This window comes from Denitratisoma sp. agr-D3 (genome assembly GCF_054658675.1).
This window is the reverse complement of record NZ_BAAGIA010000003.1, coordinates 314,314-336,421: the sequence shown is the minus strand read 5'-3', so window position 1 is coordinate 336,421 and position 22,108 is coordinate 314,314. Positions and strand designations below refer to the sequence as shown.

The following is a 22,108-nucleotide window of genomic DNA, read 5'->3' as shown; positions in this document are numbered from 1 at the left end:
GTGAAGTCGTTGATTGTCCGGCGGTTTGTGGAAACGGCGATTATACCCGCCGTCTCCCCCGGGCTGGGCGCTTCGAGCGCTATTCCCGGCGCTAAACCCGTCTTCTTGTGAAAGAATGTCCTTCTGTTTCTCCCCCTGTTGATGGTTTGATGGATTCAACCCCGGTTTCTTTTTTTCTTGGTCGCCAGCCCATCCTGAATCGCCAGGGCGACGCGGTGGCTTATGAGCTCCTGTTCCGTTCCGGCGAGAACAACGTTGCCCTGGTGGATTGCGACGAGCAGGCCACGATCCACGTGCTGGCCCGTGCCTTCAGCGAATTCGGAATGGACACGGCCCTGGGCGATCTGCTGGGCTTCATCAACATCGACTCGGTGTTGCTGGCCGGTGACCTCAGCGACGTGCTGCCGCCGGGCCGCGTGGTGCTGGAGCTACTGGAGCACGTCGAAATCACGCCGTCCGTGGTGGAGGATTGCCGCCGGCTGCACGCCAAGGGCTTCACCTTTGCCCTGGACGACATCATGGTGCTGCGCCCCGAGCACCAGGCCATCCTGCCCTACATCAGCTACGTCAAGGTTGACGTGCTGGACATGAGCGACGAGACCATCGTCGACCTGACCCGCCAGCTCAAGCCCTATCGCCTGCAACTCCTGGCGGAAAAAGTGGAAACCCGGGAGCGTGCGGAGTTTTGCGCCAAGGTGGGGTTCGATCTGTTCCAAGGCTATTACTTTGCCCGTCCGCAGGTGCTGCTGGGCAAATCCGTGCCACATTCAGACATCCTCCTCCTCAAGTTGTTGAAGCTGGTTTTTGCCGATAGCGAACTGCCGGAACTGGAAAACGTCTTCAAGCAGGACCCCAAGCTCACCTACAACCTGCTGCGCCTGGTGAATTCGGTGGCCATGGGCCTGCGCATGCCCATTTCCTCGGTGGCCCAGGCCATCGTGATGCTGGGCCGGCGCCAGTTGCAAAGCTGGCTGGTGCTGCTGTCCTTCGCCCACAAGGCCCAGGGCAAGTTTCCCAATCCCCTGGTCACCCTGGCGGCCTGCCGGGGCAAGTCCATGGAATTCCTGGCCCGGGAAAACGGCAAGTCCGCGGAGATCCAGGACCAGGCCTACATGACCGGCATGATGTCCTTGATGGAAGTGCTGCTGGAGATTCCCCTGGCCCAGGTGGCCCAGGAGTTGAACCTTTCCGCCGAGATCAGCGAGGCCATCCTGCACCGCGAGGGTTATCTGGGCCGTCTGCTGTTGCTCAACGAGGCCGTGGAGAAGTACGAGTCCGCCAGGATCAATCCCCTGCTGGCGGAGCTGTCCCTGAGCCTGGACCAACTGGCCGCCGTCGAGGTCCAGGCCATGGCCTGGGCCAACAACATCGGCAAGCCCGTTTAACGCCGGGGGCGTTCAGGCCTGGGGTGTTGCCGAGGCGTAGATCAGCACCGAGAGGAACTTGATCGGGCACTCGGCCAGCTTTTCCGGGCCGTGGGGCACGTCGCCGCGGAAAGTGAGTGAATCGCCCGGTCGCAGCGCGTAGGTGTTCTGGCCGTGGCGGTATTCCATCTGGCCTTCCAGCATGTAGATGAACTCCGTGCCCGGATGCTCGAAGGTGGGGAACACTTCCGACTCGTGGTCGATGGTGATCAGGAAGGGTTCGAACTGCTTGGTCGGCCCCTGATCGTAGGACAGCAGGTGATAAGTGTGGCCGCGCTTGGTGCCGCGCCGGACCACCTCCATGCCTTCGCCGTCCTTCACCAATTGGGCACCGCCGCCGGGCACGTCGTAATGGCGGAACAGGGTGGCCAGCGACACGCCCAGGGCGTGGGCCAGGCGCGACAGGGTTTCCAGGCTGGTGGCCGTCTGCGCGTTTTCAATCTTGGACAGCATGCCGCGACTGATGTCGGCCCGGTCCGCCACCTCGGCGATGGTGAGGCCGTGCTGTTGCCGCAATTCCCTGATGGTGTTGCCCAGGTAGCGCTCCAAGCTGCCCTGTTCGTCCTGTCCTGCCATGGGATTCCCCTGATTTCAACGACTTGCGGATTATCGCATATCCGGTGGTTTCCTTTTGTGAAAAAAACATTGACACAGGGAAACTGCGCGATGCACAATACTCACAAATGTTTCGTTGTGTGAATCTCTTGGGGTACCAAGAGCACCGCGCGAAACCCTGGAAAAACCTACAGAGAGCCTCGTCGTCGATCATGTCTCCTTCCCGTCGCTACACCTTGTCCCTTTCCTGTCCCGACCGCGTCGGCATCGTCGCCGCCGTCAGTTCCTTCATGGCAGAACACAAGGGCTGGATCACCGAGGCCAGCCACCACGCCGATGAAATCGCCCAGCGCTTCTTCATGCGTCAGGAGTTGCTGGCGGACTCCCTGTCCGTGGACCTGGACACCCTGAAGGCTAAATTCGCCCCCATCGCCGCCGAGTTCCAGATGGACTGGCGTATCAGCGACAGCGCCCGCAAAAAACGGGTGGTGGTGATGGTGAGCAAGCAGGAACATTGCCTTTACGACCTGCTGGCCCGCTGGCAGAGCAAGGAACTGGACATCGAGATTCCCTGTGTCATCTCCAATCACGACACCTTCAAAGGGTTCGTCGAATGGCATGGCATCCCCTTCCATCACGTGCCCGTGACCCCGGAAAACAAAGCCGAGGCCTACGCCAAGGTGATGTCCCTGTTCGAGGAAGCCCAGGGTGACGTGATGGTGCTGGCCCGCTACATGCAAATCCTCTCGCCCCAGATGTGCGAGAAGTATCCGGGCCAGATCATCAACATCCACCACAGCTTCCTGCCCAGCTTCGTCGGCGCCAAGCCCTACCACCAGGCCTACGCCCGGGGCGTCAAGCTGATCGGCGCCACCTGTCACTACGTCACCTCGGAGTTGGATCAGGGGCCTATCATCGAACAGGACGTGATCCGCATCGACCACTCCGACGCGCCGGAAGACATGGTGCGCTACGGCAAGGACATCGAGAAGACCGTGCTTGCCCGTGGCCTGCGCTACCACCTGGAAGACCGCGTGATTACCCACGGCAACAAGACCGTGGTGTTCCGTTAAGCGCCCCGCCGAACACCCATAGGAGCAAGCAATGCCCTGGAGACTTCTCAAGTTCGCCTTGTCCAAGGAACACCCGGAACCCCGGATGTTCACCGCTCACGACAAGCTCAAGCCTACCTACGACGCGGTGATCATCGGTGCCGGCGGTCATGGCCTGTCTTCCGCTTATTACCTGGCGCGGGACCACGGCATCCGTAACGTGGCGGTGCTGGAAAAGGGTTACATCGGCGGCGGCAACACCGGCCGCAACACCACCATCATCCGTTCCAACTACCTGACGCCGGAAGGCGTGCAGTTCTACGATGAGTCCGTGCGCCTTTGGCAGGACCTGTCCCAGGACTTCGACCTCAACCTGTTCTACGCCAACCGGGGCCACTTCACCCTGGCCCACACCGACGCGGCCATGCGCACCAGCCGCTGGCGGGCCGAGGTGAACAAGCACTACGGCGTGGCCTCGGAAGTGGTGGGTCCCGACTTCGTCAAGAAGCTGGTGCCTCAGATCGACCTTTCCTGCGGCGGTCACGCCCCCATCATGGGCGCCCTGTATCACGCGCCTGGCTCCGTGGCCCGTCACGATGCCGTGGCCTGGGGCTACGGACGTGGCGCCGACATGCGCGGCGTCGAGATCCATCAGCAGACCGAAGTGCTGTCCATCGACGTCCAGGGCGGCAAGGTGAAGGGCGTGCAAACCAGCCGTGGCTACATCGCCACCAACAAGGTGCTCTGCGCCGTGGCCGGGTCCACTCCGCGCATCCTCAAGATGGTGGATATCGACACACCTCTTTACATCCACCCGCTGCAAGCCATGGTCAGTGAGCCGGTCAAGCCCTGGCTCGACCCCATCCTGGTCTCCGGCAGTCTGCACATCTACATCAGCCAGTCCGCCCGGGGCGAGCTGGTGATGGGCGCCTCCCTCGATCCCTACGAAGTGCAATCCACCCGTTCCACCCTGGATTTCCCCGAGGGCCTCAGCGCCCACATGCTGGACATGTTCCCCTTCCTTTCCAACGTCAAGGTCATGCGCCAATGGGCCGGCATGGCCGACATGACCCCGGACTTCGCACCGATCATGGGCAAGACCCCGGTGGAAGGCTTCTACCTGGACGCCGGCTGGGGCACCTGGGGCTTCAAGGCCACGCCCGTCTGCGGCAAGACCATGTCCTACACCCTGGCCAACGACCAGAACCATCCCCTCATCACCGGCTTCAGTCTCGACCGTTTCCGCAACTACGCGCTGACGGGTGAAAAGGGCGCCGCGTCCGTGGGTCACTGAGGAGATCGCCGACCATGAAGATCATGACCTGTCCCATCAACGGTCCCCGTCCCGTCTCCGAGTTTTTCTACTGGGGCGCGGTGAAGGAAATGCCCGATCCCGCTACCTGTAGCGACGACCAGTGGGCCGCCTACGTTTTCAACAAGAGCGGTGCTCCCGGCGTGAAAAAGGAATGGTGGTGCCACACCGCCAGCAACACCTGGTTCATCGCCGAGCGGGACACCGAAAAGGACATCGTGTTGCGTACCTATCTCTACGGGGAGGGCGAGCAATGAGCCGTCTTCCCGCACACAGCGGCGAGTGGATCGACCGCAGCAAGCCCGTGGCCTTCACCTTCGAGGGCAAGTCCTTCACGGGCTACGCCGGCGACACCATTTCCAGCGCCCTCTACGGCGCCGGACAGAAGGTCATGGCCCGCAGCTTCAAGTACCACCGGCCGCGTTCGGTGCTGTCCTTGGCTAACCACGACGCCAACCTGATCATGCAGAACGACGCGGGGGCCTACTCGACGCCCAACGTCCGCGCCGATGCCGTCGCCGTGGCGGAAGGCATGGTGCTGTCCGCGGTGAATACCTTCGGCGGCCTGGCCGGCGACAAGGCCAGCGTGCTGGGCAAGTTCTCCCGTTTCCTGCCGGTGGGCTTCTACTACAAGGCCTTCCACAGCAAGCGTCTGTTCCCCCTCTGGGAGCGCATGTTCCGTCGCCTGACCGGCCTGGGCAAGGTGGATTTCGCCACGCCCCATCTGCGCACGCCCAAGCAATACGACTTTTGCGATGTACTGGTGATCGGTGCCGGTGCTTCCGGCCTGTCCGCTGCCTTGGCGGCGGCGGAGCAGGGCGCCAACGTGGTGGTGGTGGATGAAAACGCCCGAGCCGGCGGCAGCCTCAGCTATCAACCTGGTACGGATTGCGATCTGCTGGCCAAGGTGGTGTGCCACGCCAACATCCGCCTGCTTACCGGCACCTATGCCGCCGGTTGCTACGCCGACCATTGGGTCCCACTGGTGGACGGCGACAAGATGACCAAGATGCGGGCCAAGGCCGTGGTGGTCGCCGCCGGTGCTTTCGAGCAGCCCGCCGTGTTCCGCAACAACGACCTGCCCGGCATCATGTTGGCCGGTGCCGCCCAGCGCCTGATCCACCGCTACCGCATCAAGCCCATGGGCCGCGCCGTGGTGCTGGCGGCCAATGCCGACGGCTACCGGGCTGCCCTCGACCTGGCCGCCCAGGGCGTGACGGTGGCCGCCTTGGTGGACTTGCGTGCCTCCCATCAAGCCGGTGAATTGGAAGTGGCGGTGAAGGCCAAGGGCATCCAGGTCTTCAGCGGCGCCTGCATCCAAGAAGCCCTGCCGGCCGGCGACGGCCAAGGCGTGGCCGCGGTGCGCGTGGCGACCTTCAGCGACGGCGTGGCAGGCAGCAGCCAGCAGGACATCCCCTGCGACGGCGTGGTGGTCAGCGTCGGCTACGCGCCCGCCGCCAATCTTCTCTATCAGGCCGGCACCCGCATGCGCTTCGACCGGGACATCCAGCAGTTCGTCCCCGAGGTGCTGCCCTACGGCGTCTTTGCCTGCGGTCGGGTCAATGGCGTGCACACCTTCGCCAACCGCCTGCTGGACGGTCAGCGGGCCGGTGCCGCCGCCGCCGCCCATGCCGGTTTCGGCCAGGGGCCCAATCTGGTGGTGCCGGCGGAGAGCGAATCTCCCAGCCACGCCTGGCCCATTGTCGATCATCCCGAGGGCAAGAACTTCGTCGATTTCGACGAAGACCTGCAACTCAAGGATTTCAAGAACGCCGTGCAGGAAGGCTTCGACAACATCGAGTTGCTCAAGCGCTACTCCACCAACGGCATGGGCCCCAGCCAGGGCAAGCACTCCAACATGAACGGCCTGCGCATCCTGGCCCGCCTTACCGGCAAGGAACCGCAACAGGTGGGCACCACCACGGCGCGGCCCTTCTACCATCCGGTACCCATGTCGCACCTGGCTGGTCGTGGCTTCAGCCCCGAGCGCCTGACCCCCATGCACAGCCGCCACGAAAAGCTGGGGGCGGTGTGGATGTCCGCCGGCGTCTGGCAACGGCCCGAGTACTACGCCCAGGCCGGCGTCGCCCGTATCGACAGCATCCGCGCCGAGGCCATGAACGTGCGCCAGGGCGTGGGCATCATCGACGTGGGTACCCTGGGCAAATTGGAAGTCATCGGCCCCGACGCCGCCGAATTCCTGGAGCGGGTGTACATCTCCAAGTACGCCGGCCTCAAGGTGGGCATGACCCGTTACGCGGTGATGTGCGACGAATCCGGCGTGGTGATCGACGACGGCGTGGTGGCGCGGCTGGCCGACGACCACTTCTACTTCACCACCACCACTTCCGGCGCCGCCACCATCTACCGCGAGCTGTCCCGTCTCAACACGATGTGGAAGCTCAACTGCGGCATCGTCAATCACACCGGCGCCTTCGCCGCGGTGAATGTGGCTGGTCCCAAGGCCCGCCAGGTACTGGCCGGCCTGACCGACATCGACCTGTCCGGCAGCGCCTTCCCTTACCTGGGCTTGCGGGAAGGCACCGTGGCCGGCATTCCCGCCCGGCTGATGCGGGTCGGCTTCGTCGGCGAGTGGGGCTATGAAATCCACGTCCCCGCCAACCTGGGCGGTGCCCTCTGGGATGCCCTCATGGACGCCGGCAAGGCCGAGGGTATCCGTCCCTTCGGCGTCGAGGCCCAGCGTCTGCTGCGGCTGGAGAAGGGCCACATCATCATCGGCCAAGACACCGACGGCCTGACCACCCCCAGCGAAGCCGGTCTGGATTGGGCGGTGAAGATGGACAAGCCCTTCTTCGTCGGTCAGCGCAGCTTGCAGATCGTCGCCAAGAAGCCCCTGCGCCAGACCCTGGTGGGCTTCATGCTCCCCGCCGGTTTCACCGGCACGGCGCCCAAGGAATGCCACCTGGTGATCCAGGGCGGCCAGATCGCCGGCCGCATCACCAGCATCGCCTGGAGCCCCAGCCTGCAACGGCACATCGGCCTGGCCTTCGTCGCGCCGGCCCTGGCCGCCGTGGGTACGCCCCTGCAATTCCGCCTCAGCGGCGGCGATATGGTGGATGCCAAGGTGGTACCGACGCCCTTCTACGATCCCGACAACCTCAAGCAGAAGGAGGGCGCATGATGGCCGCCGCTTTCACTCCCCTGGCCGTGTCCCCCCTGGCGGACGATCTGGCGACAGCCCGCTTCGTCGGCGCCGACAAGGCCGCCCTGCTGGCCGTGGCCGACCTCTCCCAGCAGCCCCGCTTCGGCTGCAAGGGACCGGGGGCGGCCCAGTGGCTGGCCGCCCAGGGCGTGCCCATCCCCGCCGTGCCCAACAGCGCCTGCCCGCTGGGCAATCAAGGCCATGTGCTGCGCCTCGGTGTCACCGAGTTCCTCATCGAAGGCGATGCCGCGCTGGTGGCGACCTTGAGTGCCGCTCCCCGTGCCGCCGGCGTCTATCCGGTGTTGCGCCAGGACGCCTGCCTGTTGCTGTCGGGCAGCGCCCTGCCAAAGCTGTTGCTGCAAACCTGCAATGTGAACTTCGCCGCCCTCGACCTGAATCTCTCGCCGGTGGTGCTCACGTCCATGGTGGGCGTGGGCGTCACCGTCCTGCCCGACAACAAAAACGGCAGCCCTTGCTATCGCGTCTGGTGCGACGGCAGTTACGGCCGCTACCTGTGGCAGACCCTCTGCGCCATTGCCGAAGAACTGGGCGGCGGCGCGGTGGCGGACGTTGCCTAGGCCCAATCCTTTTAACCTGACCCCAATTACCCAAACCCGGAGGCTTCCATGACTGCTGATGAAGCGAAAAAGCTGCTCAAAGACAACGACGTGAAATACGTCCTCGCCCAGTTCGTGGACATCCACGGCACGGCCAAGACCAAGGCCGTGCCCGCCGACCACCTGGACGACGTGCTCACCGCCGGCGCCGGCTTTGCCGGTTTCGCCGTGTGGGGCCTGGGCATCGAGCCCAACGGTCCCGACTTCATGGCCGTGGGCGACCTGGATACCGTCTCCCTGGTGCCCTGGCAGCCCGGCTATGCGCGCATCGCCTGCGACGGCCACGTGCATGGCAAGCCCTGGGATTACGACACCCGCGTCGTGCTGAAGAAGCAGATCGCCCGCCTCAAGGACAAGGGCTACACCTTCTACACCGGCCTGGAGCCCGAGTTCTCCCTGCTGAAGAAGGACGCCAACGGCAAGATCATGCCCTGCGATCCCACCGACACCCTGACCAAGCCCTGCTACGACTACAAGGGCCTGTCCCGGGTACGCGGCTACCTGGAAGACCTGGTGGACTCCATGAAGGCCGTCGGTGTGGACGTCTATCAGATCGACCACGAGGACGCCAATGGCCAGTTCGAGATCAACTACACCTTCGCCGATTGCCTGACCTCCGCCGACCATTACGTGTTCTTCAAAATGGCCGCCTCGGAGATCGCCAACGACCACGGCCTGATTTGCTCCTTCATGCCCAAGCCCTTCGCCAACCGGCCCGGCAACGGCATGCACATGCACATGTCCCTCGGTCCCGCCAACGGCAAGGGCAACCTGTTCGAGGACAAGAGCGACCCCAACGGTCTCAAGCTGTCCAAGCTGGCCTACCAGTTCCTCGGCGGCATCCTCAAGCACGCTCCGGCCCTGGCCGCCATCTGCGCGCCCACAGTGAATTCCTACAAGCGCCTGGTAGTGGGGCGTTCCCTCACCGGCGCCACCTGGGCCCCGGCCTACATCAGCTACGGCGACAACAACCGCTCCACCATGGTCCGCATTCCCGGCGGTCGCCTGGAGCTGCGTCTGCCCGACGGTGCCAGCAACCCCTACCTGGCCACGGCGGCCGTCATCGCCGCCGGCCTGGACGGCATCGAGAACAACATCGATCCCGGTGCGCCCAAGAACGAAAACCTCTACGACTACTCGCCAGAGCGGCTCAAGGAGGAGGGCATCCAGATCCTGCCCCAGAACCTGCACGAAGCCTTGCTGGCCCTGGAGAGGGACGAGGTGCTGCGGGCAGCCCTGGGCCCCGTCGCTGACGAGTTCCTCAAGCTCAAGCACATGGAGTGGGTGGAGTACATGCGCCATGTGTCCGATTGGGAAATCAACTCCTATCTCGAATTTTTCTGAACCCTGGATTCCCGCCCGTGCGGGAGTGACTGAATTTGTTTTTGTGAGGTAAGCACCATGTGTGGAATTGTTGGATTACTGGTGAAAAAGCCCGCCCTGCGGGAAAAATTGGGCGAGCTGATGGTGCCCATGCTGATCGGCATGACCGAGCGCGGCCCCGACTCCGCCGGTCTGGCCGTGTTCACCGACAGCCTGAGCGATAGCAGCCGCAAGATCAGCGTCTATTCCGGCCTGACGGAAGACGGCGCCGACTTCAACTGGCAGGCCCTGGGCCACGGCATCAAGACCCATCTGGGGGTCGAGGCCGCCGTGGAGGCCAAGGGCAACCATGCGGTGATCACCGTCAAGGGCGCGGCCGAGCCGGTCAAGCACTGGATCAAGGAACAGCATCCCAAGCTGCACCTGCTCTCCACCGGTCGCAGCATCGACCTGTACAAGGACATCGGTACCCCCGCCGAAGTGGCCGATCGCTACGACTTCAAAAACCTGAAGGGCAGCCACCTGGTGGGCCATACCCGGATGGCCACCGAGTCCGCCGTGACGCCCGACCGGGCCCACCCCTTCACCGCCGGCGAGGACTTCTGCCTGGTGCACAACGGCTCCCTGTCCAACCCCAACGGCATTCGCCGCATGCTGGAACCCCGGGGCATCAGCTTCGAGACCGACAACGACACCGAAGCCGCCTGCCGTTTCCTGGAATGGCGTCTGCGCGAAGGCGATGAGCTGGAAGTGGCCCTGCAAAAGGGTTTCGAGGAACTGGACGGTTTCTACACCTTCCTCATGGGCACGCCGGACCGGCTGGCCCTGATCCGCGACCCCTTCGCCTGCAAGCCGGCGGTGGTGGCCGAGACCGACGACTACGTGGCCATCGCCTCCGAGTTCCGTTCCCTAGCCCACCTGCCCGGCGTGAAGCACGCCAATGTGTTCGAGCCCGCTCCCGAGGAGATGTACGTATGGAAAGCCTGACCTTCGATCTGGCGCAGCAACCCCTGCGCGACCTGAACCAGTACCTGCACCGTGAAGCCAAGACGGCCAGCGTCAAGAAGGTGGTGGTGACCAATCCCGACGGCGCCCACAACATTGCCGTGGGCCTGGATGCTCCCGTGGAAGTGGAAGTGATCGGCCACGCCGGTTACTACGCCGGCGGCATGAACAAGACCGCCACCGTGGTCATCAACGGTAGCGCCGGCACCGGCGTGGCCGAGAACATGATGTCCGGCAAGGTGCACGTCAAGGGCTTCGCCTCCAACGGCGCCGGCGCCTCCGCCCATGGCGGCCTGCTGGTGATCGACGGCGACGCCGGCCTGCGTTGCGGCATTTCGCTGAAGGGCGGCGACATCGTGGTGGGCGGTTCCGTCGGCAGCTTCTCCGCCTTCATGGCCCAGGCCGGGCGCATGGTGATCTGCGGCGACGCGGGTGATGCCCTGGGTGACTCCCTCTACGAGGCCGTGCTCTACGTCAAGGGCAACATCAAGTCCCTCGGCGCCGATGCCCAGATCGAGCCCCTGGGTGAGAGCGACATCGCCGCCCTGAAGGAACTGCTGAGCGCCGCCGGCCCCGAGTTCGCCAAGCTCGATCCCAAGTCGTTCAAGCGCGTGGCCTCCGCCCGCAGCCTGTACCACTGGAACGCCGACGCCAACCAAGAATACTGATTGAGGACTTTCATCATGACTACCAAGCACATCGCCAAGGAAGAGTCCTACGGCTACGACCGCAAGACCCTGGACTACATCCGCAACGCGGCGGCCCACGGTCTGTACGAAATTCGCGGCATGGGCGCCAAGCGCAAGCTGCCCAACTTCGACGACCTGGTGTTCCTCGGTGCCTCCCTCTCCCGCTATCCCCTCGAAGGCTACCGCGAGAAGTGCGTGACCAAGACCATCCTCGGCACCCGCTTCGCGAAGAAGCCCATCGAGCTGGAAATTCCCATCACCATCGCCGGCATGAGCTTCGGCTCCCTGTCCGCCAACGTGAAGGAAGCCCTGGGCCGCGCCGCGACGGAAGTGGGCACATCCACCACCACCGGCGACGGCGGCATGACGCCCGAAGAGCGTCTGTCCTCCAAGACCCTGGTTTATCAGTGCCTGCCCTCCCGCTACGGCTTCAACCCCGACGACGTGCGCAAGGCCGACGCGATTGAAGTGGTGATCGGCCAGGGCGCCAAGCCCGGCGGCGGCGGCATGCTGCTGGGGCAGAAGGTGTCTGCCCGCGTGGCCGGCATGCGTACCCTGCCGGAAGGCATCGACCAGCGTTCCGCCTGCCGTCACCCGGACTGGACCGGTCCCGATGACTTGGCGATCAAGATCCAGGAACTGCGGGAAATGACCGACTGGGAAAAGCCCATCTACGTCAAAGTGGGCGCCACCCGTACCTTCAACGACGTCAAGCTGGCGGTGCACGCTGGCGCCGACGTGGTGGTGGTGGATGGCATGCAAGGCGGTACCGCCGCCACCCAGACCTGCTTCATCGAACACATTGGCATCCCCACTCTGGCTGCGGTGCGCCAGGCGGTGAATGCGCTTGAAGACCTGGACATGAAGGGCAAGGTGCAGCTGATCGTTTCCGGCGGCGTGCGTACCGGTCCCGACGTGGCCAAGGCCCTGGCCATGGGCGCGGATGCCGTGGCCATCGGTCAAGGCGTGTTGATCGGCCTCGGTTGTAACGGCGAGACCTACTTCAAGGATGGTGCTCACCACGACGCCACGGCCGACTACGCTGCCCTGGGTACGGCCCCCGGCTTCTGCCACCACTGCCACACCGGCAAGTGCCCCGTGGGCATCACCACCCAGGACGCCATCCTGGAACAACGCCTGCAACCGGAGATCGGCGCCAAGCATCTGAAGAACTATCTGAAGACGCTGAACATGGAACTGACCACCATCGCCCGCGCCTGCGGCAAGCAGAACGTGCATCACCTGGAGCGGGAAGACCTGGTGGCGCTGACGGTGGAAGCCGCAGCCATGGCCGGTCTGCCTCTCGCCGGCACCAGCTGGGTTCCCGGTCAGGGCTATTGATGATGTGCCGCCGCTCTCGGCCCCGTGACACGGGGCCGGGGCGGCGATTTTCTTTGGTTACAGCAAGTGGGATAGCGGTGCGAGATGACGGCGCAAATCATTGACGGCAAGGCCCTGGCCAAGTCTCTGCGGGTACAGTTCCGCGAGCGGGTGGCCCAGCTCAAGACCCAGGGGGTGACCCCCGGCCTGGCCGTGATCCTGGTGGGTGAGAATCCGGCCTCCAAGGTCTATGTGGGCAACAAGGTGAAGGCCTGCGAGGAATGCGGCGTCCAGTCCTTCCATCACGCCGTCCCCGCCGATACCCCCGAAAAGGACGTGCTGGCCCTGATCGCCCGCCTCAACGCGGACCCCACGGTGCACGGCATCCTGGTGCAACTGCCCCTGCCGCCCCATATCGATGTGCGCCGGGTGCTGGAGGCCATCGCCGTGGACAAGGACGTGGACGGCTTTCACCTCTACAACGTGGGCGGCCTGGTGGTGGGCAACACCATCTTCCCGCCCTGTACCCCCTACGGTGTGCAACTGCTGCTGGAAACCACGGGTATTGATGTGGCCGGCAAGAACGCGGTGATCGTCGGCGCCTCCAACATCGTCGGCAAGCCCATGGCCCTGATGCTGTTGCAGAAGGAGGCGACGGTCACCGTCTGCCACGCCAAGACCCGCGACCTGGCCCAGCACTCCATCCTCGCCGACATCCTGATCGTGGCGGCGGGCAAGCCGGGGCTGATCGTGCCGCAGATGGTCAAGCAGGGGGCCATCGTCATCGACGTGGGCATCAACCGCCTGGCGGACAACCGCATCGTCGGCGACGTGGATTTCGAGGGGGTGAAGGAAAAGGCTAGCTGGATCACCCCGGTGCCCGGCGGCGTCGGCCCCATGACCGTCACCATGTTGATCGAGAACACCCTGCGCTCGGCGGAATTGCGCCTGGGCCGGGGCCAGGGTATCGGTCACGAAGGTTGGGATGCCGCTGTCGCGACGTGAGTGTGCTGGCGACAGGGCGTGAAGCAATGCGAGGGGAGGCGAAGATTTCCCCCGTCAAAAGTTAGGCAACTGATCGATCGTTAAGAAGTTCCACCACCGTGCATGGCCGTTACCTTCATGAAAGAGGATGTCTATGCTCGACTGGTTCAGAAAACCGCAGTTTCAGCGCGAGGAAATCGAGGCTGAAGGAATCTTGCCGCCCGTGGCACCGCCGCCGCCGCGCCGTTTCGGCTGGCGCCTGGCGGCCTTGGGCCAGCGCCTGGTCTATCTGGCCGGCCATGCCCTGAACGCCGAGAAGGCATTCTCGGCGAGCCTGGTGGAGGTGGAAGCCCGTACCGGCGCCATGTCCACCGAGATCGCCGACACCAAGGCCCACATGCTGGCCGCCATCGGCGATGCCGAGACCCTGCGCCAGCGAGCCATCGACGACATGAGCGCCGCCAGCGGCGAGTTGAGCCAGGGCCTGGACAGCCTGCAACAAAGCCTGGACGGCAAGGTGGGCAGCATCGGCGAGGTGGTGTCGGTGCTGGAACGCATCGGCAAGGAACTCGAACTGCTCGCCCTCAACGCCGCCATCCAGGCCGCCGGGGCAGGGGAGGCGGGGCGTTCCTTCATCGTCGTTTCCGACCACATCCGCAAGCTGGCGCAGGACACGGTGGCCAATTCGAAGCGGGCTTCCCAGTTGTTGGACTTCGGCGAGCTGTCGGCGCGCCTGGGGCATTTCCGCGCCGCCAGCTTGCAACGGGTGGAGGACGCGAACCAGGTCACTGTCGCTGCCTTCGGCACCATCGGCAATGCCTTCAGCGACATCCGCCGCGCCCTCGACAATCTCGACGAGCATGGCCGGGTGGTGGGCGCCATGCACCAGGCCAACCAATCCATTTTCGACCGCCAGCGACTGAAGATCGAATGGATGGCCGAGGCCAGCCAGCAATTGGCAACGGTGGCCGAGAACGACGACGATGGCGTTGATCGGACGCTGGAACGACTGGCCCAGGCCGAGGGTCTCCAGACCGATCCCCGCTACGACCGCCTTGCCGACATCCGCCGCCGGGGCGTGCTGCGGGTGGCCATCGAACCGGCCTTCAAGGGCCTGTCCTTCCGTATGAAGCCCGGCGAGCCGCTGCGCGGCCTGGACGTGGACTACGCCACCGCCTTCGCCCGCCACCTGGGCGTCAAGGTGGAGTTCGTCGAACATCCCTGGGACCAGTGCACCGAATTGCTCCATGCCGGCCAGCGCCGGGGCAACGCCGAGGCCGACCTGGTCTGGAGCGCCCTGCCGCCCAACGCCGCTTGGCGCGGCGTGGCTTTTTCCGACACCTACACCTGGCTGCGCTACGTGCTGGCCCGGCGCAAGGGCGACAGCCGCATCGACGGGGTGAAAAGCCTCGAAGGCAAGGTGCTGGGCTGCATCAACGACCCCGCCGCCCTGGCCACCCTGGAGGCGGCGGGCCTGCGCTGGGGCAAGCACGGCAAGGCCGAGCCGGGCACGGTGCGGCTCGCCAACCTGATCAGCTACTCGGACCAGAGCGTGATCCACGATGCCCTGGCCGACGGCATCGTCGACGCCTTCGCCGTGGACCAGCCCATCTTTGCCTGGGCCTGCTACGGCCAGGACAGCCCCTGGCGCGGTCGCATCGAAATCCTGCCCGACAACCTGGCGGCGGCGCCCTGGTACTACGCCGTGGGCGTGGCCGACAGCCCGGCCTCGGCCGGCTTGCTGGCGGAAGTGAATCGCTTCCTGGCCGCCTTCAAGGCAGGCCGCGAGCGTCAGGAAATCGAACGGCGCTGGCAGTTCGAGCCGGTGCAGGGCAATGGCAGTTACCGCGACGAGCCGGGCAATCTGCGCGGCGAGGCCGAACTGGCCGAAGCCTGGCAGCGACTTCAAGCCACCTTTTCCGACGGCGTTGCAGAAAAATATTAACTACCAATAGGAATTTTTATTGACCAATGGGAAATATATATGCACAATACTAAACAAAGATTCTTTTTATGAATCTCTCATGAACCCGCACCCGGAATCGTCGGCAAACGGCGGTCGGGATGGTGCGGGTCGTGCGGACGGTCGCCATGGCCGTCCTTGTCTGACGATCTGGTCTCCTGCTTGCCGCGCCGGCATTGCCCGCGCCCGTGATGTGAATTCGCATTACCAACCAAGGAGCCAACATGAAGCTTGTCACTGCCATCATCAAGCCGTTCAAGCTTGACGAAGTGCGGGAAGCCCTGGCCGCCGTCGGCGTGCAGGGCATCACCGTTACCGAGGTCAAGGGATTCGGTCGCCAGAAGGGCCACACCGAGCTGTATCGGGGCGCGGAATACGTGGTCGACTTCCTGCCCAAGGTCAAACTCGAAGCCGCCGTCAGCGACGAACTGCTCGACCAGGTCCTCGAGGCCATCGAGAAGGCCGCCAGCACCGGCAAGATCGGTGACGGCAAGATCTTCGTCTTCGACGTGGAACAGGTCATCCGCATCCGCACCGGCGAGTCCGGCAACGACGCTCTCTAAGCAAAGGAACCCGACATGAAGCGCTTGATTGCACTCCTGGCCCTGTTCGGGGCCTTTACCCTGGCCACGCCCGCGCTGGCCGACGACAAGCCCGCAGCCCCCGTGGCCGCCAGCACCGAGGCAGCGGCACCCGCCGCCGCGCCGGCCGCGGCCCCTGCGGCTGCTCCCGCGGCTGCCCCGGCCGAAGCCGCGCCGGCGCCCGTGCCCAACAAGGGCGACACCACCTGGATGATCGTCGCCACCCTGCTGGTGATCATGATGGCGGTGCCCGGCCTGCCCCTGTTCTACGGCGGCATGGTGCGCTCCAAGAACATGCTCTCCGTGGCCATGCAGGTGTTCGTCACCTTCTCGCTGCTGGGCGTGCTCTGGTGCATCTACGGCTACAGCCTGGCCTTCACCGAGGGCAATGCCTTCTTCGGCGGCTTCGACAAGCTGTTCCTCAAGGGGGTGACGCCGGATAGCGTGACCGGCACCTTCAGCAAGGGCGTGGTCGTGCCGGAACTGATCTACATCGCCTTCCAGATGACCTTCGCCGCGATTACGCCCACCCTGATCATCGGCTCCTTCGCCGAACGGGTGAAGTTCTCCGCCGTGCTGGTCTTCATGGTGCTGTGGTTCACCTTCAGCTACCTGCCCCTGGCCCACATGGTCTGGTTCTGGGCCGGTCCCGACGCCTACACCGACGCTGCTGCTGCTGATGCCGCCACCGCCACCGCAGGCTTCCTGTTCCAGAAGGGTGCCATCGACTTCGCCGGCGGTACCGTGGTGCACATCAACGCCGCCGTTGCCGGCCTGGTGGGTGCCTATATGGTGGGCAAGCGCGTGGGCTTCGGCAAGGAAGCCATGGCGCCCCATAGCCTGACCATGACCATGATCGGCGCTTCCCTGCTGTGGGTGGGCTGGTTCGGCTTCAACGTGGGTTCCAACATGGAAGCCAACGGTTCCGCCAGCCTGGCCTTCCTCACCACCTTCCTCGCCACCTGCGCCGCCACCGTGTCCTGGACCATCGGCGAGTGGATCTTCAAGGGCAAGCCCTCCATGCTGGGTGCCGCTTCCGGCGCCATCGCCGGCCTGGTGGCCATCACCCCGGCCTGCGGCTTCGTCGGCCCGATGGGTGCCCTGGTGATCGGCCTCGCTGCCGGCGCGCTGTGCCTGTGGGGTGTCAACGGCCTGAAGAAGCTGCTGGGCGCCGACGATAGCCTGGACGTGTTCGGTGTGCACGGCGTGGGCGGCATCCTGGGTGCCATCCTCACCGGCGTCTTCGCTTCCCCCGACTTGGGCGGTGCCGGCGTCTACGACTACGTGGCCAACAAGGTGGGCGATTTCGACATGACCGCCCAAGTGATCAGCCAATTGTGGGGCGTGGGTACGGCCATCGTCTGGTCCGGCGTGGTTTCCGTGATCTCCTACTTCATCGTGGACAAGACCATCGGCCTGCGCGTCAGCGAGGAAGAGGAGCGGGAAGGTCTCGACACCACCGCCCACGGCGAGTCCGCCTATCACCTGTAAGTTTCTTTTGTAGTGGTGTTACCAGTTTGCGGGCGCTTCGGCGCCCGCTTTTTTCTTGGCTGGCCCGACGGCCTCATCCTTCAAACATGGAGGATCGCCGGCGCCGGTAACATGGCCGCGTCTGTCACGCGCCACCTCCATCCATCATGATCGTTCGTCCCCGTCTGCCCTGGCTGCGCATGCTGTTCGTCCGGCGAGGCTCCATCGTCAACAAGGTCTTGCCGCAGCAGGGCTTCATCTTCCTGCTGTCGTGCGTCGTGGTGTTTTTTCGCGACGACCTGGCTCGGCTGCACCTGAACCTCACCTCGGCGCCGTTCTCCCTGATGGGCGTCGCCCTGGCCATCTTTCTCGGTTTTCGCATCAACGCCAGCTACGACCGCTATTGGGAAGCCCGCAAGCTGTGGGGCGCGCTCCTGATCGACACGCGCAACCTGGCCCGGCAGGCGCTGACTTTTGCGCCGCAAACGACGTCGGTACGCAACCTGGTTCTCGGCCTGGGGGCCTTCGCCGCCGCCATGCGCAACCACCTGCGCGGCCAGGCCGCCGAGCGGGATCTGGCGCCCCTGTTGCCCGCGCCGGTACTGGCGTCGGTGCAGGACAAACAGAACGTGCCCCTGGCACTGCTACTTTGGCTGGGGCAGGAAATCCGTAAGCTGAGGGACGCGGGACTGGACCCCGTCCTCGCCCATCACATGGAGGAAACCCTGGACCGGCTATCCCAGTGCTGGGGCGGCTGCGAGCGCATCGCCGCGACGCCCTTGCCCTTCGCCTACACGGTCATCCTCCATCGCAGCGCCTATCTGTACTGCATCCTGCTGCCCTTCGGCCTGGAACAGACGGTGGGCATCATGATGCCCCTGGTGGTGGCCTTTGTTTCCTACACCTTCTTCACCCTGGAAGAGCTGAGCCACGAAATCGAGGAACCCTTCGGCCTCCAGGACAACGACCTGCCTCTCGACGCCCTGGTGACGGGCATCGAAGCGAGTTTGCGCGAGTTGCTGGGAGAAACCCCGCCGCCGCCCCGCCAGCCGGACCAGAATTGCGTCCTGAGCTGACTGCTGCGTCCTCGCGGCGGGGGATGTTAGGTGGTTGCTTCGTCGGTACAGACTATGCGGTTGCGTCCCGCCCGTTTGGCGGCGTACATGCGGGCGTCGGCGGTTTCCACCAGGGTCTTGTCGTCGCGGCAGGCGTCGGCCAGGCGTTCGGCGATGCCGATGCTGGCCGTGACCGGGGTGCCGTCGGGGCGCAGGCCGAGGCCGGTGGCGATGGCACGGTGGAGGGCGATTTCAGCCTGATGCCGATCGGTGTCGGGCATGACCAGAAGAAATTCCTCGCCGCCCCAGCGCACCAGCACGTCGCCGTGTCGCAGCGATTGCCACAGCGCCAGGCCGACGCCGGACAGGAGGCGGTCGCCGGCCTCATGGCCGAAGACGTCGTTGACCTGCTTGAAGTGGTCGATGTCGATGAAGGCGGCCGTCAAGGCTTGTCCCTGGCGGACGGCCTGGGCGAACTGTTGCTGGAGCAGTTCCTCGCCGCTGCCCCGGGAGAAACAGCCGGTCAAGCGGTCCCGGGCGGCTTCGCGCACCAGCACGATCATGAAGGCCAGTTGGGAAATGCCGGCCAGGGTGGAAACCGCCGTGATCAGTAGAAGCAGCCAGAAGGACGCGGCGAAGGTGGGCCAGGACAGGACCTGCAAGTTGAGATAGGCGGCCAGGATCTGGCTGAGCAGCATCGGCGTGGCGAAGATGGCGCTTTCCAGCAGGGTGAGGGGGAAGATCGAGAGGCCGGCCAGCATGACGAAGGGCAGGTAGGCGTAGCCGACGGCGAAGGCTTCGCCCAGCCCTTGCAGCTTGAACTGGGCCATGTGCAGGTAGCTGTAGATGAAAAAGGCGGTGGGGATCGCCAGCAGCAGCACCAGGGCGCGATAGGCGTCGAACAATCTGTATTGCTGGAAAGGGATGAGGAAAAGGCCGGCGAAGGCCACGGTGGCGGCGATGCGGCAATACATGAGGCCGTGCCAGATCTCCGCCGGGAAGGCCAGGATGTCCAGCACCAGCCAGAGGGGAGTGAGGAGGGCAAACAGGGCGGCCACCAGCTTGACCCGGGAGATGATCATGGCGGCGCGGCGGCTGTCGAGCAGGGAAAGATGGTCCCCGGGCGTCAGCAACCAGGCGATTTCCTGCCGGCTCAAGGCGATCAGGATCGAGGACCAGGCTTGGGCGCGCAGTCGTCCGAGGAATGTTTCTGGCTTCATGGAGGCGTCTATCCCTTCGTCGAGAGGGGGCATGTTAGTCAAAATTTCTCCCTTGCTCCGGTCCTCTTTTTCGCGGTGAGGATTCTTCACGGCCCGTGAATTGTGCTGTCATGGACAGTCCACGACGGCTGGTATAGGCTCGTGCCAATTCGGAAAGGAGAGGGATATGGAATATTCGCAACACTCCATGAATCAGTTGTTCGCCCAACTGGGTTTGCCTTCGGACGATACCTCCATCGACGCCTTCATCGCCGCCCACGCGCCCCTGCCCGACGACATCGCCCTGGCGGACGGGCCCTTCTGGTCGCCGGCCCAGGCCGCGTTTTTGCAAGTGGAAATCCTGGAGGATGCCGACTGGGCGGCGGTGGTTGACCTCTTGAACCTGCGCTTGCGGGGACAAGCCAAGGGCTGAGGCTGTTTCTGCCGCCAACGCGGCTTTGGTTCCTGACCTGAGCGGTTGCGGGCGGGCTATTTGCGCGCCGAGAGGGCCAGCACCGGGTCCAGCCGCGCCGCCTGGCGGGCCGGTGCCACGGAAAACAGCACGGCGGTGACGATGGCGGTGAAGGGCGCCGCGATCACGGCCCACCAGGGCGCCGTGACGGGAATGCTGGGCACCGCCTGGGCGACCAGGAGCTGCCCCAGCTTGCCCAAGGCCAGGCCGGCCACGGCCCCCGCCAGGGCCAGCAGCAGCGCCTCGGTGAAGAACAGCAGGCGGATCTGGCCGCCGGTGGCGCCCAGGGCCTTGAGCAGGCCGATCTCGCGCTTGCGCTGGGTCACCGAAATCAACATCACGTTCATGATCAGGATGCCCGCCACCGACAGGCTGATGGCGGCGATGCCGCCCACGGCCAGGGTCAGGGCGCCGAGGATGCGGTCGAAGGTGGACAGCACCGCGTCCTGGGTGATGACGGTGACGTCCCGTTCTCCCTCGTGGCGCAGGCGGATGATTTCCTCCACGTCCTGCTGGGCCTGGGGGACCGCGCTGCGGGACTTGGCCTCGATCATGACGCGGAACAGGGATTCGCTGTTGAACAGGGCCTGGGCCGCGGCCAGGGGCACCACCACCACCTCGTCGGTATTGAAGCCGAGGGACTGGCCCTGGGGGGCGATGACGCCGATCACGCGGAAACGCCGGTCGCCGATGCGCAGCCATTCGCCCACGGCCTGGCTGCCGGCGAACAGTTCGCGCCGCACCTTGGCACCGATCACGCACACCGGTTGGCTGTGGTGGGGATCGCCCTCGGGCAGGAACACGCCCTGGCCCATGTCCATCTGGCGTACGCTGATGAATTCCGCCGTGGTGCCGAGGATGGGGGCCTCCCGGGTGCGGGCGTTCCAATGCACGTCGCCGGCGCCGACGATCAGCGGGGCGATGCGGCGCACCGCCGGGCTGCGGGCCAGGGCCAGGGCGTCGTCGGTGGTGAGCAGGCGCGGCGTCTTGCCGATGATGAAGCCGGGAATGCCGCCGGCGGTTTCGGCCCGGCCCGGCAGGACGATCACCAGGTTGGCGCCCAGGCCCGCGAACTGGTTGAGCACATAGCGCCGCGCCCCTTCGCCGATGGAGGTGACCACCACCACCGCGGCGACGCCGATGCCCATGGCGAGCAGGATCAGCAGGGTCCGGTTGCGGTTGCCCCGCACCACCTGCCAGGCGAAGTCGAGGAGGTCGGCGGCACGCATGGCGGTCAGCCGCGTTCGTCGGACACCAATTGGCCGTCCACCATGCGCAGGCGGCGATGGGCACGGGCGCCCAGTTCCACGTCGTGGGTGACCATGATCAGGGTGCCGCCGGCGTCGTGTAGGCCTTCCAGCAGGGCCATGACCTCCTGGCCGGTGTGGCGGTCCAGGTTGCCCGTGGGTTCGTCGGCCAGGATCACGGGCGCCGCCATGGCCATGGCCCGGGCGATAGCCACCCGCTGGCACTGGCCGCCGGAAAGCTGGTCGGGACGATGGCCGGCGCGGGCTTCGAGACCGTATTGGTCGAGCAGCACGGCCAGACGTCGCTGCCGCTCGGCGGGGTCGATGCCGGCCAGCACCATGGGCAGGGCGATGTTCTCGGCGGCGGTGAGGCGGGGCACCAGGTGGAAGAACTGAAAGACGAAGCCAATCTTTTCCCGCCGTACCCGGGCCAGTTCGTCATCGGACAGGCCGGTGACATCGCGGCTGTCCAGTCGGTAGTCGCCGCTATTGGGCCGGTCCAACAGGCCGAGGATGTTGAGCAGGCTGGACTTGCCGGAACCGGAAGGCCCCATGATGGAAACGTATTCGCCGGCGCGGATGGTGAGGTCGATGCCGCGCAGGGCGTGTACCGTCTCGTCCCCCACCCGGTAGCTGCGCTGGATGCCGTGGAGTTCGATCATGGCGGGGCCGTCGCC

At 65.0% G+C, this 22,108-nt stretch carries 20 protein-coding genes; 16 read left to right on the top strand and 4 right to left on the bottom strand.

The annotated features are described in order from the left end of the window. Positions 1–149: 149 nt before the first annotated feature. Positions 150–1,385 (top strand): EAL and HDOD domain-containing protein, encoded by a 1,236-nt coding sequence (locus ACYQ2U_RS10135; protein WP_459950246.1) that lies wholly within the window; start codon positions 150–152, stop codon positions 1,383–1,385. A 12-nt stretch (positions 1,386–1,397) separates the two neighbouring features. On the opposite strand, the gene ACYQ2U_RS10130 is transcribed toward ACYQ2U_RS10135, so the two are convergent. Further along, positions 1,398–2,000: a helix-turn-helix domain-containing protein gene (locus ACYQ2U_RS10130; protein ID WP_459950245.1), complete on the bottom strand. Its 603-nt coding sequence runs from the start codon at positions 1,998–2,000 to the stop codon at positions 1,398–1,400. A 191-nt stretch (positions 2,001–2,191) separates the two neighbouring features. Here ACYQ2U_RS10130 and purU point away from each other — a divergent pair, with 191 nt between their 5' ends. From purU to ACYQ2U_RS10060, 14 genes are all read left to right on the top strand, one after another. Continuing rightward, positions 2,192–3,052, top strand: coding sequence for a formyltetrahydrofolate deformylase (gene purU, locus ACYQ2U_RS10125; protein ID WP_459950244.1), 861 nt, complete (start codon positions 2,192–2,194; stop codon positions 3,050–3,052). A gap of 31 nt (positions 3,053–3,083) precedes the next feature. Beyond that, on the top strand, positions 3,084–4,325 hold the full coding sequence (locus ACYQ2U_RS10120) for an FAD-dependent oxidoreductase (RefSeq protein WP_459950243.1): 1,242 nt from the start codon (positions 3,084–3,086) through the stop codon (positions 4,323–4,325). A 14-nt stretch (positions 4,326–4,339) separates the two neighbouring features. Then, positions 4,340–4,600 (top strand): sarcosine oxidase subunit delta, encoded by a 261-nt coding sequence (locus tag ACYQ2U_RS10115; RefSeq protein ID WP_459950242.1) that lies wholly within the window; start codon positions 4,340–4,342, stop codon positions 4,598–4,600. Further along, the gene (locus ACYQ2U_RS10110) at positions 4,597–7,485 is read left to right on the top strand and encodes an FAD-dependent oxidoreductase (protein ID WP_459950241.1); all 2,889 of its coding nucleotides are present in this window, start codon (positions 4,597–4,599) and stop codon (positions 7,483–7,485) included. The genes ACYQ2U_RS10115 and ACYQ2U_RS10110 overlap by 4 nt, the downstream gene beginning before the upstream one ends. Then, positions 7,482–8,084, top strand: a complete 603-nt coding sequence (locus tag ACYQ2U_RS10105) for a methylglutamate dehydrogenase (protein WP_459950240.1) — start codon at positions 7,482–7,484, stop codon at positions 8,082–8,084. Before ACYQ2U_RS10110 ends, ACYQ2U_RS10105 begins: the two co-directional genes overlap by 4 nt. 48 nt (positions 8,085–8,132) lie before the next feature. After that, positions 8,133–9,467 (top strand): type III glutamate--ammonia ligase, encoded by a 1,335-nt coding sequence (gene glnT, locus ACYQ2U_RS10100; RefSeq protein ID WP_459950239.1) that lies wholly within the window; start codon positions 8,133–8,135, stop codon positions 9,465–9,467. Between the two features lie 57 nt (positions 9,468–9,524). Further along, positions 9,525–10,433, top strand: coding sequence for a class II glutamine amidotransferase domain-containing protein (locus tag ACYQ2U_RS10095; RefSeq protein WP_459950238.1), 909 nt, complete (start codon positions 9,525–9,527; stop codon positions 10,431–10,433). Next, on the top strand, positions 10,421–11,119 hold the full coding sequence (locus tag ACYQ2U_RS10090) for a GltB/FmdC/FwdC-like GXGXG domain-containing protein (RefSeq protein ID WP_459950237.1): 699 nt from the start codon (positions 10,421–10,423) through the stop codon (positions 11,117–11,119). Before ACYQ2U_RS10095 ends, ACYQ2U_RS10090 begins: the two co-directional genes overlap by 13 nt. Before the next feature lie 15 nt (positions 11,120–11,134). Then, on the top strand, positions 11,135–12,481 hold the full coding sequence (locus ACYQ2U_RS10085; RefSeq protein WP_459950236.1) for an FMN-binding glutamate synthase family protein: 1,347 nt from the start codon (positions 11,135–11,137) through the stop codon (positions 12,479–12,481). An 84-nt stretch (positions 12,482–12,565) separates the two neighbouring features. Then, positions 12,566–13,465: a bifunctional methylenetetrahydrofolate dehydrogenase/methenyltetrahydrofolate cyclohydrolase FolD gene (gene folD / locus ACYQ2U_RS10080; protein ID WP_459950235.1), complete on the top strand. Its 900-nt coding sequence runs from the start codon at positions 12,566–12,568 to the stop codon at positions 13,463–13,465. 127 nt (positions 13,466–13,592) lie between these two features. After that, the gene (locus ACYQ2U_RS10075; RefSeq protein ID WP_459950234.1) at positions 13,593–15,389 is read left to right on the top strand and encodes a methyl-accepting chemotaxis protein; all 1,797 of its coding nucleotides are present in this window, start codon (positions 13,593–13,595) and stop codon (positions 15,387–15,389) included. A gap of 242 nt (positions 15,390–15,631) precedes the next feature. Further along, positions 15,632–15,970, top strand: coding sequence for a P-II family nitrogen regulator (glnK, locus tag ACYQ2U_RS10070; RefSeq protein ID WP_459950233.1), 339 nt, complete (start codon positions 15,632–15,634; stop codon positions 15,968–15,970). A 15-nt stretch (positions 15,971–15,985) separates the two neighbouring features. Beyond that, positions 15,986–17,479, top strand: coding sequence for an ammonium transporter (locus ACYQ2U_RS10065; RefSeq protein ID WP_459950232.1), 1,494 nt, complete (start codon positions 15,986–15,988; stop codon positions 17,477–17,479). Positions 17,480–17,625: 146 nt separating this feature from the next. Continuing rightward, complete coding sequence (locus ACYQ2U_RS10060) at positions 17,626–18,534, top strand: bestrophin family protein (protein WP_459950231.1); 909 nt, start codon at positions 17,626–17,628, stop codon at positions 18,532–18,534. Positions 18,535–18,560: 26 nt separating this feature from the next. Here the strand turns inward: ACYQ2U_RS10060 and ACYQ2U_RS10055 are convergent, their stop codons facing one another. Further along, complete coding sequence (locus tag ACYQ2U_RS10055) at positions 18,561–19,733, bottom strand: GGDEF domain-containing protein (protein ID WP_459950230.1); 1,173 nt, start codon at positions 19,731–19,733, stop codon at positions 18,561–18,563. A 166-nt stretch (positions 19,734–19,899) separates the two neighbouring features. Between ACYQ2U_RS10055 and ACYQ2U_RS10050 the strand changes: the two genes are divergently transcribed. Further along, positions 19,900–20,145: a DUF2789 domain-containing protein gene (locus ACYQ2U_RS10050; RefSeq protein ID WP_459950229.1), complete on the top strand. Its 246-nt coding sequence runs from the start codon at positions 19,900–19,902 to the stop codon at positions 20,143–20,145. A gap of 56 nt (positions 20,146–20,201) precedes the next feature. Here ACYQ2U_RS10050 and ACYQ2U_RS10045 read toward each other — a convergent pair whose 3' ends face one another. Continuing rightward, a complete protein-coding gene (locus ACYQ2U_RS10045) occupies positions 20,202–21,413 on the bottom strand; it encodes an ABC transporter permease (RefSeq protein ID WP_459950228.1) in 1,212 nt (403 codons plus the stop codon). Between the two features lie 5 nt (positions 21,414–21,418). Then, entirely contained in the window at positions 21,419–22,093 is a 675-nt protein-coding gene (locus ACYQ2U_RS10040) for an ABC transporter ATP-binding protein (RefSeq protein WP_459950564.1), read from the bottom strand. Between the last annotated feature and the right edge of the window lie 15 nt (positions 22,094–22,108).

Bases quoted from the DNA above. Each gene is read 5' to 3' on its own strand.
- ACYQ2U_RS10135 (WP_459950246.1), top strand. From the start codon at position 150: ATGGATTCAACCCCGGTTTCTTTTTTTCTTGGTCGCCAGCCCATCCTG.
- ACYQ2U_RS10130 (WP_459950245.1), bottom strand. From the start codon at position 2,000: ATGGCAGGACAGGACGAACAGGGCAGCTTGGAGCGCTACCTGGGCAAC.
- purU (WP_459950244.1), top strand. From the start codon at position 2,192: ATGTCTCCTTCCCGTCGCTACACCTTGTCCCTTTCCTGTCCCGACCGC.
- ACYQ2U_RS10120 (WP_459950243.1), top strand. From the start codon at position 3,084: ATGCCCTGGAGACTTCTCAAGTTCGCCTTGTCCAAGGAACACCCGGAA.
- ACYQ2U_RS10115 (WP_459950242.1), top strand. From the start codon at position 4,340: ATGAAGATCATGACCTGTCCCATCAACGGTCCCCGTCCCGTCTCCGAG.
- ACYQ2U_RS10110 (WP_459950241.1), top strand. From the start codon at position 4,597: ATGAGCCGTCTTCCCGCACACAGCGGCGAGTGGATCGACCGCAGCAAG.
- ACYQ2U_RS10105 (WP_459950240.1), top strand. From the start codon at position 7,482: ATGATGGCCGCCGCTTTCACTCCCCTGGCCGTGTCCCCCCTGGCGGAC.
- glnT (WP_459950239.1), top strand. From the start codon at position 8,133: ATGACTGCTGATGAAGCGAAAAAGCTGCTCAAAGACAACGACGTGAAA.
- ACYQ2U_RS10095 (WP_459950238.1), top strand. From the start codon at position 9,525: ATGTGTGGAATTGTTGGATTACTGGTGAAAAAGCCCGCCCTGCGGGAA.
- ACYQ2U_RS10090 (WP_459950237.1), top strand. From the start codon at position 10,421: ATGGAAAGCCTGACCTTCGATCTGGCGCAGCAACCCCTGCGCGACCTG.
- ACYQ2U_RS10085 (WP_459950236.1), top strand. From the start codon at position 11,135: ATGACTACCAAGCACATCGCCAAGGAAGAGTCCTACGGCTACGACCGC.
- folD (WP_459950235.1), top strand. From the start codon at position 12,566: ATGACGGCGCAAATCATTGACGGCAAGGCCCTGGCCAAGTCTCTGCGG.
- ACYQ2U_RS10075 (WP_459950234.1), top strand. From the start codon at position 13,593: ATGTCTATGCTCGACTGGTTCAGAAAACCGCAGTTTCAGCGCGAGGAA.
- glnK (WP_459950233.1), top strand. From the start codon at position 15,632: ATGAAGCTTGTCACTGCCATCATCAAGCCGTTCAAGCTTGACGAAGTG.
- ACYQ2U_RS10065 (WP_459950232.1), top strand. From the start codon at position 15,986: ATGAAGCGCTTGATTGCACTCCTGGCCCTGTTCGGGGCCTTTACCCTG.
- ACYQ2U_RS10060 (WP_459950231.1), top strand. From the start codon at position 17,626: ATGATCGTTCGTCCCCGTCTGCCCTGGCTGCGCATGCTGTTCGTCCGG.
- ACYQ2U_RS10055 (WP_459950230.1), bottom strand. From the start codon at position 19,733: ATGAAGCCAGAAACATTCCTCGGACGACTGCGCGCCCAAGCCTGGTCC.
- ACYQ2U_RS10050 (WP_459950229.1), top strand. From the start codon at position 19,900: ATGGAATATTCGCAACACTCCATGAATCAGTTGTTCGCCCAACTGGGT.
- ACYQ2U_RS10045 (WP_459950228.1), bottom strand. From the start codon at position 21,413: ATGCGTGCCGCCGACCTCCTCGACTTCGCCTGGCAGGTGGTGCGGGGC.
- ACYQ2U_RS10040 (WP_459950564.1), bottom strand. From the start codon at position 22,093: ATGATCGAACTCCACGGCATCCAGCGCAGCTACCGGGTGGGGGACGAG.